This window comes from Pseudomonas sp. LBUM1657 (genome assembly GCF_059716075.1).
The window spans coordinates 4,894,044-4,908,130 of the sequence record NZ_CP166799.1 but is presented as its reverse complement, the minus strand read 5'-3'; the positions used below and the strand labels follow the sequence as shown (position 1 = coordinate 4,908,130).

General features: G+C 60.0%; 12 protein-coding genes. 9 read left to right on the top strand and 3 right to left on the bottom strand.

Annotated features, from left to right (window positions below):
* Window positions 1–9 precede the first annotated feature (9 nt).
* From flgB to flgE, 4 genes are read left to right on the top strand one after another with little or no spacing between them, the layout of a single operon-like run.
* Window positions 10–417 carry a flagellar basal body rod protein FlgB gene (flgB, locus tag ACA055_RS22625; RefSeq protein ID WP_497680666.1) on the top strand — a complete coding sequence of 136 codons (408 nt, stop codon included), beginning with the start codon at window positions 10–12 and terminating at the stop codon, window positions 415–417.
* Between the two features lie 3 nt (window positions 418–420).
* A complete protein-coding gene (gene flgC, locus ACA055_RS22620) occupies window positions 421–864 on the top strand; it encodes a flagellar basal body rod protein FlgC (RefSeq protein ID WP_074879168.1) in 444 nt (147 codons plus the stop codon).
* A gap of 15 nt (window positions 865–879) precedes the next feature.
* Window positions 880–1,602, top strand: coding sequence for a flagellar hook assembly protein FlgD (gene flgD / locus ACA055_RS22615; RefSeq protein WP_497680665.1), 723 nt, complete (start codon window positions 880–882; stop codon window positions 1,600–1,602).
* A gap of 31 nt (window positions 1,603–1,633) precedes the next feature.
* Window positions 1,634–2,956: a flagellar hook protein FlgE gene (gene flgE, locus ACA055_RS22610; protein WP_497680664.1), complete on the top strand. Its 1,323-nt coding sequence runs from the start codon at window positions 1,634–1,636 to the stop codon at window positions 2,954–2,956.
* A gap of 287 nt (window positions 2,957–3,243) precedes the next feature.
* On the opposite strand, the gene ACA055_RS22605 is transcribed toward flgE, so the two are convergent.
* Window positions 3,244–6,138, bottom strand: coding sequence for a ribonucleoside-diphosphate reductase subunit alpha (locus ACA055_RS22605; RefSeq protein ID WP_497680663.1), 2,895 nt, complete (start codon window positions 6,136–6,138; stop codon window positions 3,244–3,246).
* 737 nt (window positions 6,139–6,875) lie between these two features.
* Here ACA055_RS22605 and ACA055_RS22600 point away from each other — a divergent pair.
* Both ACA055_RS22600 and ACA055_RS22595 read left to right on the top strand, forming a co-directional pair.
* Window positions 6,876–7,598: a response regulator gene (locus ACA055_RS22600; RefSeq protein ID WP_497680662.1), complete on the top strand. Its 723-nt coding sequence runs from the start codon at window positions 6,876–6,878 to the stop codon at window positions 7,596–7,598.
* Window positions 7,595–9,205, top strand: coding sequence for an ATP-binding protein (locus ACA055_RS22595; protein ID WP_497680661.1), 1,611 nt, complete (start codon window positions 7,595–7,597; stop codon window positions 9,203–9,205). The genes ACA055_RS22600 and ACA055_RS22595 overlap by 4 nt, the downstream gene beginning before the upstream one ends.
* A 126-nt stretch (window positions 9,206–9,331) precedes the next feature.
* Here ACA055_RS22595 and ACA055_RS22590 read toward each other — a convergent pair whose 3' ends face one another.
* Both ACA055_RS22590 and ACA055_RS22585 read right to left on the bottom strand, forming a co-directional pair.
* The gene (locus ACA055_RS22590; RefSeq protein ID WP_497680660.1) at window positions 9,332–10,057 is read right to left on the bottom strand and encodes a 4'-phosphopantetheinyl transferase family protein; all 726 of its coding nucleotides are present in this window, start codon (window positions 10,055–10,057) and stop codon (window positions 9,332–9,334) included.
* Window positions 10,058–10,219: 162 nt separating this feature from the next.
* On the bottom strand, window positions 10,220–11,011 hold the full coding sequence (locus ACA055_RS22585; protein WP_497680659.1) for a dienelactone hydrolase family protein: 792 nt from the start codon (window positions 11,009–11,011) through the stop codon (window positions 10,220–10,222).
* A gap of 143 nt (window positions 11,012–11,154) precedes the next feature.
* Between ACA055_RS22585 and ACA055_RS22580 the strand changes: the two genes are divergently transcribed.
* The 3 genes from ACA055_RS22580 (at window position 11,155) to ACA055_RS22570 (ending at window position 13,971) form a co-directional block, all read left to right on the top strand.
* Window positions 11,155–11,757 carry a hypothetical protein gene (locus ACA055_RS22580; protein ID WP_497680658.1) on the top strand — a complete coding sequence of 201 codons (603 nt, stop codon included), beginning with the start codon at window positions 11,155–11,157 and terminating at the stop codon, window positions 11,755–11,757.
* A gap of 196 nt (window positions 11,758–11,953) precedes the next feature.
* Window positions 11,954–12,631 carry a response regulator gene (locus tag ACA055_RS22575; RefSeq protein WP_497680657.1) on the top strand — a complete coding sequence of 226 codons (678 nt, stop codon included), beginning with the start codon at window positions 11,954–11,956 and terminating at the stop codon, window positions 12,629–12,631.
* The gene (locus tag ACA055_RS22570) at window positions 12,628–13,971 is read left to right on the top strand and encodes an ATP-binding protein (RefSeq protein ID WP_497680656.1); all 1,344 of its coding nucleotides are present in this window, start codon (window positions 12,628–12,630) and stop codon (window positions 13,969–13,971) included. Before ACA055_RS22575 ends, ACA055_RS22570 begins: the two co-directional genes overlap by 4 nt.
* The last annotated feature ends 116 nt before the right edge of the window (window positions 13,972–14,087 follow it).

The window sequence follows — 14,087 nt, the reverse complement described above, 5'->3', positions numbered from 1 at the left end:
TTTCCCGACATGAGCATCAGCTTCGATAAAGCGCTCGGTATCCACGAACAAGCCCTGGGCTTCCGCGCTCAGCGTGCCGAAGTCCTGGCCAACAACATCGCCAACGCCGACACCCCGAACTACAAGGCTCGGGATCTGGACTTCTCGAAAGTGCTCGCCGAGCAGAGCGAGAAAACCAAGAACGGCACGTTCGCCCTGAACAAGACCAACAGCCGTCACATCGAAGCTGAAGGCCTGGGAAATGGCGACGAGTCGCTGATGTATCGCACGCCGATGCAGCCGTCGATCGACCAGAACACCGTGGACGCCCAACTGGAACAGTCGAGTTACGCGGAAAACGCGGTCAACTTCCAGGCCAGCTTCACCCTGCTCAACAGCAAATTCAAAGGGCTGGTATCAGCCCTGCGCGGAGAGTAAGTCATGTCCCTTGCCAGCGTTTTCAACATTGCCGGTAGCGGCATGAGTGCCCAGACCACTCGCCTGAACACCGTCGCCAGTAACATCGCCAACGCCGAGACCGTCTCGTCGAGCATCGACCAGACCTATCGCGCGCGCCATCCGGTGTTCGCCACCATGTTCCAGGGCGGCCAGAGCGGCGGCAGCGATTCGCTGTTCCAGAACCAGGACGCGGCCGGTCAAGGCGTGCAAGTGCTGGGCGTGGTCGAAGACCAGAGCAACCTTGATGCACGCTATGAGCCGAACCATCCGGCTGCCGACGCCAAGGGCTACGTCTACTACCCGAACGTCAACGTAGTGGAAGAAATGGCCGACATGATTTCCGCGAGCCGTTCGTTCCAGACCAACGCCGAAATGATGAACACCGCCAAAACCATGATGCAGAAGGTCCTGACCCTCGGTCAGTGATAAGGGGCGACTCAGATGAGTGTTACCGATACCACCAGTGGCCTGAGCCTCAAAGACATCCTGGCCAACTCCTCGATCAAGACCAACACCAGTGCCGATGGCATTGCGTCGGCAGCCAACAGCGCCACCGGCAAAAATGCCCTGGGCAAGGACGCGTTCCTGCAGTTGCTGGTGACCCAGCTGAAAAACCAGAACCCGCTGGAACCGCAGGACAACGGCGAGTTCGTCGCCCAGTTGGCGCAGTTCAGTAGTCTGGAAGGCATTACCACGCTCAACGACACCGTGACCGGCATTGCCAGCAACTACAACTCGTCCCAGGCCTTGCAGGCTTCTTCGCTGGTGGGGCGTTCGGTCATCGCGCCGGGCGACAAAGCCGTGGTCGATACCTCCAAGAGCCTCACCGGGACGGTCGTGGTACCCGCGTCGGCAGACCCGGTCAAAATCAAGATCACCGACGCCGATGGCAAGACCGTTCGCACCATCGACCTGGGCAGCCAGAAAGCCGGCGACGCCACTTTCATCTGGGACGGCAAGAACGATGCCGGCGAAGTGGCCAAGGCTGGAACGTACACCTTCGCCGCCACAGCGACCTACGACGGTCAGGCGACCGCGTTGATCACTAACCTGCCAGCGACGGTCAGCAGCGTGACCATCAGCCAGACCGGCGGTGAGTTAATGCTCAACCTCGCAGGCCTGGGCAGCATCGCCCTGTCCAAAGTACAAACCATTGGTATGTAGAGCCGGCTAACACGGCACAAAGGAGTGGAATATGTCTTTCAATATCGGCCTTAGCGGTCTCTATGCAGCCAACAAACAACTGGACGTGACCGGCAACAACATCGCCAACGTCGCGACCACCGGTTTCAAATCGTCCCGTGCGGAATTCGAAGACGTTTACTCGGCGACCAAGTTGGGCACGGGCAGCAAGACCATCGGCAACGGTGTGCGTCTGTCCAACGTTTCCCAGCAGTTCACTCAGGGTGACATCAGCAACACCGGCAACGTGCTGGACATGGGCATCAACGGCTCCGGTTTCTTCGTACTGAACACCAACGGCTCGCTGTCCTACACCCGTGCCGGTACGTTCAAGGTCGACAAGGACGGTTTCGTTACCAGCTCCGACGGCTCTGCACGTCTGCAAGGCTACGGTGTGGACGCCAATGGCAAAATCATCAACGGCATTCTGACCGACCTGCGCATCGATACATCGAACCTGGCGCCGAAATCCACCAGCACCGTTTCGTCGACGATCAACCTGAACTCCACCGCTTTGGTCATCGACCAGACTGTGGTCGCGAACAAATTCGATCCGACTAACAAAGACACCTTCACCAAGCAGTTCAGCACCCCGATTTTCGACAGTCAGGGTAACCAGCACACCATGGATCAATACATGGTCAAGACTGGCCCGAACACCTGGGACACCTACACCTTGATCGATGGTCGCAACCCGGACGGTAGCGACCCTAAAGCTGTTGCAACCCCTCCAGTCGCTTCGACCATGACGTTCGATACGTCGGGCAAGCTGGTTTCGGTCAGCACTCCGGCCGTACCGGCGCCGATCATTAGTCCTGATCTGTTGATCACGGGCTGGGTTCCGGGCACCGTGACCAATGGCGTGTGGACAGCCAACGGCGCCGCCGCCAACCCGGCAGGCGTGACCATCTCCATGGCCAACACCACCCAGTACAACGCCGACACTGCGCGTTCGATCCCTGCGCAGAACGGTTACGCCACAGGCCAGATTACTAACCTGACCATCGACACCACCGGTGTGATGCTGGCCAACTTCAGCAACAACCAGACCAAAGCCATTGGCCAGATCTCGCTCGCCAGCTTCACCAACGAACAAGGTTTGCAGCCAGTAGGCGGCACCAGCTGGAAAGAAACCTTTGCCTCAGGTATCCCGGGCTACGATGCGCCGGAAACCGGCACCCTGGGTGAAGTCCACTCCAACGCCCTGGAAGAGTCCAACGTCAACCTGACCAGCGAACTGGTCGAGCTGATCAAGGCGCAGAGCAACTACCAGGCGAACGCCAAGACCATCTCCACCCAGAGCACCATCATGCAGACCATCATTCAGATGACCTGATGACGGTTGGCTGAAAGCGCTGCACAAGGAGCCCCTCGCAAGAGGGGTTTTTTTGTGGCTGGGATTTGCGTTGTCGGTCAGGGCGTCTTCGCGAGCAAGCCCGCTCCCACATTGGATCTCCGGTGTTCACAGGTTGGGGGCTCACAGCAGATTAAATGTGGGAGCGGGCTTGCTCGCGAAGACGTCAGACCAGTCGCCACTTTCCTCCAGGCAAAAGAAAACCCCCGACAAGCCAGAGACTCATCGGGGGTTTCGAGTAAGTGCCTTGCGGCGCCTACCGGTTCAGCTTATTGGCAGGCTTCGCAATCCGGCTCGTCGATGGCGCAAGCCTTCGGCACTGGAGCAGGACCGGCCGGAGCCGCCAGGACCGAATCTTCACCGTGGTTGCCGCCGCTGGAAACAGCGTTCAGCTTGCCGGTGTTGATGGTCGACTTCTCGGTGCTGGTCGCGGCCAGGGCACGGAGGTAGTAAGTGGTTTTCAGACCACGGTACCAAGCCATGCGGTAGGTCACGTCCAGCTTCTTGCCCGAAGCGCCGGCGATGTACAGGTTCAGCGACTGAGCCTGGTCGATCCACTTCTGACGACGGCTGGCCGCGTCAACGATCCACTTGGTGTCCACTTCGAAGGCAGTCGCGTAGAGCTCTTTGAGTTCTTGCGGGATGCGCTCGATCTGCTGCACGGAACCGTCGTAGTACTTCAGGTCGTTGATCATGACCGAGTCCCACAGGCCGCGAGCCTTCAGGTCGCGAACCAGGTACGGGTTGATCACGGTGAATTCGCCCGATAGGTTCGATTTCACATAGAGGTTCTGGTAGGTCGGTTCGATCGACTGCGATACGCCGGTGATGTTGGCGATGGTCGCGGTCGGTGCGATGGCCATGATGTTGGAGTTACGAATGCCTTTCTGCACACGGGCACGAACCGGTGCCCAGTCCAGGGATTCGTTCAGGTCAACGTCGATGTACTTCTGGCCGCGCTGTTCGATCAGGATCTGTTGCGAATCCAGCGGCAGGATGCCCTTGGACCACAGCGAACCCTGGAACGTCTCGTAGGCGCCGCGCTCGTCGGCCAGGTCGCAGGAAGCCTGGATCGCGTAGTAGCTGACCGCTTCCATGGACTTGTCGGCGAACTCGACGGCAGCGTCGGAACCGTAAGGGATGTGCTGCAGGTACAAAGCGTCCTGGAAGCCCATGATGCCCAGGCCGACCGGACGGTGCTTGAAGTTGGAGTTCTTCGCTTGTGGCACCGAGTAGTAGTTGATGTCGATAACGTTATCGAGCATGCGAACGGCGGTGTTCACGGTGCGTTCCAGCTTGGCGGTGTCCAGCTTGCCGTTGACGATGTGGTTCGGCAGGTTGATCGAGCCCAGGTTGCAAACGGCGATCTCGTCCTTGTTGGTGTTCAAGGTGATCTCGGTGCACAGGTTCGAGCTGTGGACCACGCCGACGTGCTGCTGCGGGCTGCGCAGGTTGCACGGGTCTTTGAACGTCAGCCAAGGGTGGCCGGTTTCGAACAGCATGGACAGCATCTTGCGCCACAGGTCTTTGGCCTGGATGGTCTTGAACAGCTTGATCTTGCCCGGGTACTGGGACAGGGCTTCGTAGTACTCGTAACGCTCTTCGAAGGCCTTGCCGGTCAGGTCGTGCAGGTCCGGAACTTCGGATGGCGAGAACAGGGTCCACGGGCCGTCATCGAAGACGCGCTTCATGAACAGGTCAGGGATCCAGTTGGCAGTGTTCATGTCGTGGGTACGACGACGATCATCACCGGTGTTCTTGCGCAGTTCGATGAACTCTTCGATGTCCATGTGCCAGGTTTCCAGGTAGGCACAGACAGCGCCTTTGCGCTTGCCACCCTGGTTAACGGCGACGGCGGTGTCGTTCACTACTTTCAGGAACGGCACAACGCCCTGGGATTTGCCGTTGGTGCCCTTGATGTACGAACCCAGTGCACGAACCGGCGTCCAGTCGTTGCCCAGGCCGCCAGCGAATTTCGACAACATGGCGTTGTCGTGGATCGCGTGGTAGATGCCCGACAGGTCATCCGGCACGGTGGTCAGGTAGCAGCTCGACAGCTGTGGACGCAGGGTGCCGGCGTTGAACAGGGTTGGGGTCGAGGACATGTAGTCGAAGGACGACAACAGGTTGTAGAACTCGATCGCACGGTCTTCTTTCTGCTTCTCTTCGATCGCCAGGCCCATGGCCACGCGCATGAAGAAGATCTGCGGCAGTTCGAAGCGGATACCGTCCTTGTGGATGAAGTAACGGTCATACAGGGTTTGCAGGCCCAGGTAGGTGAACTGCTGGTCGCGCTCGTGGTTGATCGCCTTGCCGAGTTTTTCCAGGTCGAAGGTGGCCAGGACCGGGTTCAGCAATTCGAATTCGATACCCTTGGCGATGTACGAAGGCAGGGCCTTGGCGTACAGGTCGACCATCTCGTGGTGGGTCGCGCTTTCGGCTACTTCCAGGAAGCTCAGGCCTTCGGCACGCAGGGTGTCCATCAGCAGGCGAGCGGTCACGAACGAGTAGTTCGGCTCACGCTCTACCAGGGTACGAGCGGTCATCACCAGGGCAGTGTTGACGTCGGTCAGGGCCACGCCGTCGTACAGGTTCTTCAGGGTTTCGCGCTGGATCAGGTCGCCGTCGACTTCTTCCAGGCCTTCGCACGCTTCGGTGACGATGGTGTTCAGGCGACCCATGTCCAGCGGCGCAAAGGTACCGTCGGCGCGGGTGATACGGATCGACGGGTGAGCCTGTACCGCTTCATCGGCCGGTGCGCGTACGGCGCGTTCCTTGGAGCGGGCATCGCGATAGATCACGTAGTCGCGTGCGACTTTCTGCTCGCCGGCACGCATCAGGGCCAGTTCGACCTGGTCCTGGATTTCTTCGATATGGATAGTGCCGCCCGAAGGCATGCGACGCTTGAAGGTCGCGGTGACTTGTTCGGTCAGGCGGGCAACGGTGTCATGGATTCGCGACGAGGCGGCTGCGGTGCCACCCTCAACTGCGAGAAACGCTTTGGTGATAGCGACGGTGATCTTGTCATCGGTGTAAGGAACGACAGTGCCGTTACGCTTGATCACGCGCAGTTGGCCAGGCGCGGTGGCGGACAGATCCGAAGTCGAATCAGCGGCCTGCGGCAAGGTGCCCTGCGGGTTCTCGCGAGTTGTGTCGGTTTGCATGGGGGGTTGTCTCCACATTCTCTATGTTTGTTTGGGCACCATCACGGTGCCCACCGTTCCGTCCTGAAGCACTACAACCGGCGAGCGCCGGGCATACCAACTTCGGGACAGATCAGGAAGGGGCTATTAGGTGCCGCTTCCATGCCGAAGTCTTTGGTGTCACGCCTTGGGCCTGAAACCGAATTCCGTTTTGGGTGGCAGTTATTGACTGCAACACCCGTACCGTTATCGCCGTTTCGGGCTCAAAAACAGTAGCCATCCGCATGCGCGGTTTGGTCTTTCGAAAATACGTTTGGTTCAACCGGACAGAGGCAATAAAAGCGCTTGAAATTGGTGTCTGGTTTGTGTTTGGTTTTTTGCGCAAAACCCTACATGTAGGGTTTTTTTGGCGCCGTGCTACAAGATAATGCGTTTTGGAGGGTGTTGCAACGTACTGCCTGTGGATAAACCTGTGCGTAAATTGTGTGTGAAAGATGGAACAGGCGTGTAGGCCGCGACCTAGCTGGAGCGCACCGTTTTTCACTGATTTTCAGCGCTTGAAAACAGTCATTCGGATTTTTAAGGGCGCGAACCCTATCACAAAAAACCGGCTTGTCCGAACGCATTTGCCGGCTTGTGTTCTCGGCGAGCGACGTTTATACAATCGGCCAGTGCATACGCATTCTTATCCTCCCCAATCATTACAAAAAGACGGGCGGATCCTTCCTTATCAGTGTTGTTGGCAAGTAGAGGTCACCGTGGAGCAAGAAGCCTGGCAGGTATTGATTGTCGAGGACGACCAGCGTCTGGCCGAACTGACCCGCGACTACCTGGAAGCCAATGGCCTGCGCGTATCGATCGAGGGCAATGGCGCCCTGGCCGCGGCTCGCATCATTAATGAAAAGCCGGACCTGGTGATCCTCGACCTGATGCTGCCCGGCGAAGACGGCTTGAGTATCTGCCGCAAGGTCCGCGACAAGTATGACGGCCCGATCCTGATGCTCACCGCGCGCACCGACGACACCGACCAGATCCTCGGCCTGGACCTGGGCGCCGACGATTACGTGTGCAAACCGGTGCGCCCGCGCTTGCTGCTGGCGCGCATCCAGGCGTTGCTGCGGCGCAGCGAAACCCCTGAAGTCGCCCCGGAGAAACAACGACGCTTGCAGTTCGGACCGCTGGTGGTGGACAACGCGTTGCGCGAAGCCTGGCTGCACGACAACGGCATCGAGCTGACCAGCGCCGAGTTCGACCTGCTGTGGCTGTTGGTGGCCAATGCCGGGCGCATTTTATCCCGGGAAGAAATCTTCACCGCGTTGCGTGGGATTGGCTATGACGGCCAGGACCGTTCCATCGACGTGCGCATCTCGCGCATCCGCCCCAAGATCGGCGATGACCCCGAACATCCGCGGCTGATCAAGACCATCCGCAGCAAAGGTTACCTGTTCGTACCTGAAGCTTGCGTAGACCCGTCCCTGTGAACTCGATCTTCCTGCGCATCTATGGCGGCATGTGCGCGGCGCTGATTCTGGTGGCAGTGCTCGGTGTGCTGGCCTTGCACATGCTCAACCAGGTGCGCAGCGAGCAGTACCGCGAACGCCTGGCCCACGGCACGTTCTCGCTGATGGCCGACAACTTGCAACCGATGAACGAGACCGAGCGCCACCGTGCCTTATTGGTGTGGGAGCGTCTGCTCGGCATTCCGCTGGCGCTGAAGACCTTTGCCCAGACCGACCTCGACCTCACCCAGCGCACCCGCGTGCTGCGCAGCCAGGCACTGGTGGAACAGACCGGTCCGCATGCGGCAAAGGTTTACCGGTTGGTCAGCGACAAGGAGCAACTGGTGCTCACGGGGGAGGTGCAGCAGATCAGCGAGCAATTGGCCCGGGCGACCATTTACCTGCTGGCCGACGAGTTGGTGCGTGTCCCGGTGGCCGAGCAGCCCAGGCGACTGGCGCAGATAAAGGAAGAGAAGGGCTTTGGCTTTGATCTGCGGCTGGTCACGGTCGATGAAGCCGACATGGACGAAGACCAGAGCCGCCGCGTTTCCGAAGGCGACACGGTGATGGCGCTGGGCAAGGGCGGCGATTCGATCCGGGTATTTGCCGGCATGGTCGGTACGCCGTGGGTGCTGGAAATCGGCCCGCTGTACCAGATGAATCCGTATCCGCCGGAGTGGCTGGTGCTGATCGCGGCCCTCGGTTTGAGCCTGATCGGTTTGATCGTTTATCTGTTGGTGCGTCAATTGGAGCGCCGGTTACGCGGCCTGGAAGCGGCCGCCACGCGCATTGCCAAGGGCAGCCTGGAAACCCGCGTGCCAGCGCGCGGTGCGGACTCGGTAGGGCGCCTGGCCTCGGCGTTCAACGGGATGGCCGAGCACTTGCAGCAGTTATTGGCGATTCAGCGAGAGTTGGTGCGTGCGGTATCCCACGAGTTGCGCACACCGGTGGCGCGCTTGCGGTTTGGCCTGGAGATGATTGGCTCGGCCACCACCCCGCAAGCGCTGGAAAAATACCGTGAGGGCATGGACCACGACATCGAGGACCTCGACAAGCTGGTGGACGAGATGTTGACCTACGCGCGGTTGGAACAGGGCTCGCCGGCGCTGAATTTCCAGCGGATCGATCTCGATGCGCTGGTCAATCAGGTGATCGAGGAGCTGGCACCGTTGCGGGCCGAGGTCACGGTTCAGCGCGGATTGTGCCTGTCGGCCGCCGATTGCGACGATGCCTGGGTCGAGGCCGAACCGCGCTACCTGCACCGGGCGTTGCAGAACCTGGTGAGCAACGCCATGCGCCACGCATCGTCGAGGGTGACGGTCAGTTATCAGGTGGGGCAGCAGCGCTGTCGGGTGGATGTCGAGGACGACGGACCGGGCGTGCCGGAGTCGGCATGGGAGAAAATCTTCACCCCGTTCCTGCGCCTCGATGACAGCCGTACCCGCGCTTCCGGCGGGCATGGATTGGGGTTGTCCATCGTGCGGCGAATCATCCATTGGCATGACGGACGCGCATTGATCAGCAAGAGCAAGAGTTTGGGTGGGGCTTGCTTCAGTTTGAGCTGGCCGAGGAATCAGGAGAAGCGATGAGATTTTCGGTGAATGTGCCACCGCTTTCGCGAGCAAGCCCGCTCCCACACTGGATATGTGTCACGGCGAAGATCCCTGTGGGAGCGGGCTTGCTCGCGAAGAGGCCCTTACAGATGCCGAAAATCTTCAGGCCTTGATGCTGACCAGACTCAACAACTGTCCATCCATCACCCCAAACTGCGCATCCAGTTCGGTGCCGTTACGCCATTCGCTGGACAGGTCGGTTAGAAGCCGCAGTCGCACTTCACCACGCTCGCTCCACTCCAACACTTCGGCGTGTTCGAAGTAGAAGCGCTGCTGCACGATGGGGTAAAGCGCCTTGAACAGGCTTTCTTTCACCGAAAAGGTCAGGGTCACTAGCATCGCCAATTGATCGCGACTGCCCGCGGCCATGCGCTGCAACTCAGGCCCGGTGAGGATTTCTCCGGCCAGACGTTCAGCCCGTTCAGGGTTGAGCAGGTTTTCCAGGTCCATCCCCAATCCGCGCCAGTGGACTTTGTTCGCGACAATTGCCGCGGCCCGACCGGTGCTGTGGGTGATCGAGCCGGTGATATGGGGTGGCCACACGGGCGCCCGGTCTTCGCCGATGGCCGGACTGAAACTCAGCCCTTCCAGTTGTTGCAACGCCGCCCGTGCGCAGACCCGTCCGGCCAGAAACTCCGCCTGACGCTTGGCGACTGAGCGCTGGATGCTGGCGGGTGCCTCGATGGCGCTGCGTTGAAAGTCATCGCTGGCCAGTTGCGAGGTCGTGAAGTGGGTACCCAGCAATACCGTATCGGGCAGCACAAACGGCAACGGCCAATGGGCATCGAGCGGGGTGCAGCAGACGGGTAGGTCGGGGGCGGGATTCATGACGGGCATTTTGCCGGGTTGCATTGACGCTGGGTAGTGCAAGGGTTCAGATCGCGCGCGGCCATTCGCGAGCAAACCCGCGCCCACAGGGGATCTTCGGTGTGAAATAGATCCAATGTGGGAGCGGGCTTGCTCGCGAAGGCAGCGCCACGGTCTACCTGCTCAACCAAAAATCTGCTTGAAGAACGCCTGCATGTCCGCCCAGGACTGTTCATCCGCAGCCTTGCTGTAACCGATGTCCGGCCCACCGTGCTCGCCATGGCCCAGGCGATCCGCCTCAGGATTACTGAACCCGTGCTTGGCCCCTTCGAGGTTGACGAACTTGTAGTCGGCACCGGCCTTGTCCATCTCGGCCTTGAAGGCTGCGACGTTATCCGGGGTGATCATGCTGTCCAGCGAACCATGCTCGACCAGGATTTTCGCTTTCACGCTACCGGGTGTCGCGGGCGACTTGGTCGCCAGCGCACCATGGAAACTCACCACGCCGGCCAGTGGCACGCCCTGACGCGCCGCGTTCAGTACCACGCCGCCGCCGAAGCAATAACCGATGGCGGCGATTTTATTCGGGTCGGTTTGCGCCTGTTTTTTCAGCAAATCGAGCCCGGCCTGGAAGCGTGCGCTGGACGCCGCGCTGTCTTTCAATGCGGTCTGCATGAAGGCCATGGCGTCCTTGGGATGTTCGGTGTTCTTGCCATCGCCATACATGTCGATGGCCAGCGCGCTGTAGCCCAGGCCGGCCAGATCACGGGCGCGGCGCTTGGTGTAGTCGTTTAGTCCCCACCATTCATGCACCACCACCACGCCCGGGCGTTGGCCTTTGATGGCGTCGTCGTACGCGTAGTAACCGATCAGCCGGGTGCCGTCGGCGCTTTGGTAGGGAATTTCCTGGGTCTTGATGGCGGCCTGGGTCAGCCCGCTCAGGGCCAGTAAGACGAAAGCAAGGAATACGCGCATGGTCGATCTCCTTAACAAAGTCGTTAAACCGCCGAGTCGATTTGATTCAGCTCAGGTTCAGAGTGCGTTCAGGGGGAGTTCAGGGCGGGGTGAGTAATCTTGCCCCGTACCCAAAACGCCAACAGCGCATGAGGAAACTCCCTATGACTCGCTTCACAAAACTGCTTCTGGCTTTCACTGTCCTGGGCGCGAGTGTTGCAGCCCACGCGGCCGACGACAATTTTGCCAGCCTTACTTTTGGACAGACCAGCGACAAGGTCAAAAAGTCCAACGCCTTGAACACAAACCTCAACAACCCGAACGCCGACGGGGTGATCGGCAAGGACAACACCTGGGGTGTGCGTCTGGGTCAGCAAAACAGCCAGGGCCGCTACTACGCCACTTACGACAACGTGTCGGGCTCGCACAATGGCATTAAACTGCGACAGGAAAACCTCCTGGGCAGCTACGATTTGTTCTATCCGGTGGGCGGCAGCACCAAGTTGTTCGGTGGTGCCACGGCCGGATTGACCAAAATGACTCAGGATTCTCCAGGCTTCAGTCGCGACAGCGACATTGGCTACGCCATCGGCGGGCAGATGGGTGTCTTGCAACAAGTTTCGCAAAACACCTCGGTCGAGCTGGGTTACCGTTACTTGCGCAGCAACGCCAGCACCGAGATGAGCGAACGCGGCGGCAGCAAACAGGGATCGCTGGACCTGACCAGCAGCGCCCAGACTTACCTGTCTGCCAACTACGCTTTCTAAAAAGGGCATGCGTCAGTTAAGCGAAATCCCTGTGGAAGCGGGCTTGCTCGCGAAGACGACGGCACAGTCAACATTGATGTCGCCTGACACTCCGCTTTCGCGAGCAAGCCCGCTCCCACAGATTCCGCTTATCTGACTGGCATTAGTGCACAAGACGGATTGCCTTTGGAGATGATGATTTGCCCTGGAGATCGTTATGAAACTGCTGGTCGTCGAAGATGAAGCGCTGTTGCGCCATCACCTGCAAACCCGCCTGACGGATAGCGGCCACGTGGTCGAGTCCGTCGCCAATGCCGAAGAGGCGCTGTACCAGGTCGAGCAGTTCAACCATGACCTGGCGGTGATCGACCTCGGCCTTCCGGGCATGGGCGGGCTCGACCTGATCCGCCAGCTGCGCCAGCGCGGCAAGAGCTTTCCGATCCTGATCCTCACCGCGCGCGGCAACTGGCAGGACAAGGTCGAAGGCCTCGCCGCCGGTGCCGACGATTACGTGGTCAAGCCGTTCCAGTTCGAAGAGCTGGACGCCCGGCTCAATGCCTTGCTGCGCCGCTCCAGCGGTTTTACCCAGTCGACCATCGTCGCGGGTCCCTTGCTGCTGGACCTCAATCGCAAACAGGCGTCCCTCGACGACCAGCCTTTGGCACTGACCGCGTATGAGTACCGAATCCTCGAGTACCTGATGCGGCATCACCAGCAGGTGGTGGCCAAGGATCGCTTGATGGAGCAGCTCTACCCGGACGACGACGAGCGCGATCCGAACGTGATCGAAGTGTTGGTCGGCCGACTGCGCCGCAAACTCGAAGGCCCGGCCGGCTTCAAGCCGATCGACACCGTGCGTGGCCTCGGCTACCTGTTCAATGAGCGCTGCACTTGATTCGGTCTCTTCGTGTCCGCTTGATGCTTGCCGCCACCCTCCTGGCGGTGTTGTTCATGCTGGCGTTGCTGCCGGCGATGCAGGGCGCGTTCAGCCTGGCGTTGCAGGACTCCATCGAGCAGCGCCTGGCGTCGGACGTCACTACGCTGATCTCCGCCGCCCGGGTGGAGAACAACCGCTTGCAGATGCCGGCGCAGTTGCCTGATGAGCGCTTCAACCTCACCGACAGCCGTTTGCTTGGCTACATCTATGACCGCGACGGTCATCTGGTGTGGCGCTCCAAAGGCACCCGGGAAGAGAACATCAATTACAAACCGCGTTACGACGGGCGCGGTAACGAGTTCGCGAGAATCAGGGAGGCCAACGGTCAGGAGTTCTTCGTCTATGACGTCGAGGTCAAACTGTTGGGTGGCAAAAGCGCAGCCTTCAGCATCGTCGCGCTGCAACCGGTTCGTGAGTACGAAGTCACCCTCGAAGGCCTGCGGGAGAACCTCTACCTCGGTTTCGGCGCAGCCTTGCTGGTGTTGCTGGCGTTGCTCTGGATCGGCCTGACCTGGGGCTTGCGCGCATTGCGCCGGCTGAGCCAGGAACTGGACGAGATCGAAAGTGGCGCCCGCGAAAGTCTCAGCGAACAACACCCGCGCGAACTGCTGCGCCTGACTGGCTCCCTCAACCGCTTGCTGCACAGCGAGCGTGAACAGCGCAGCCGTTATCGTGACTCCCTCGACGATCTGGCCCACAGCCTGAAAACCCCGCTGACGGTGTTGCAAGGTGTCAGCGAAGACATGGCCCAGCGCCCGGCAGACCGCGACCAAGCCAGGGTGCTGCAAACCCAGATCGAACGCATGAGCCAGCAGATTGGCTACCAGTTGCAGCGCGCCAGCTTGCGTAAAAGCGGTCTGGTGCGCCATCAGGTGCGCCTGCGTCCGGTGTTGCAAAGCCTCTGCGACACCCTGGACAAGGTCTACCGCGACAAACGCGTGCGGGTCGCCTTCGATCTGCCGGAACAGTGTTACGTGCCGATCGAGCAGGGTGCCTTGCTGGAGATGATGGGTAACTTGCTGGAAAACGCCTATCGCCTGTGCCTTGGCGAAGTGCGCATCAGCGTGCGCGAGAGCTTGAACGGCGTCGAGTTGTGCGTCGAGGACGACGGCCCCGGTGTGCCGCCGGACCAGCGTGCGCGGATCCTGCAACGCGGCGAACGGCTGGACCGCCAGCATCCGGGGCAGGGAATTGGCCTGGCGGTAGTGAAGGACATTATTGAAAGCTACAGCGCCAAGCTGACCCTGGGGGATTCGCCGATGGGCGGGGCGGCGTTCAGGATTCATTTTCCGGAATAAATCTGCGGTGTAATTACTGGCCTCTTCGCGAGCAAGCCCGCTCCCACAGTGGATCTTCGCTGAACACAAGATTTGTGACCGACAGAGATAAAATGTGGGAGCGGGCTTGCTCGCGA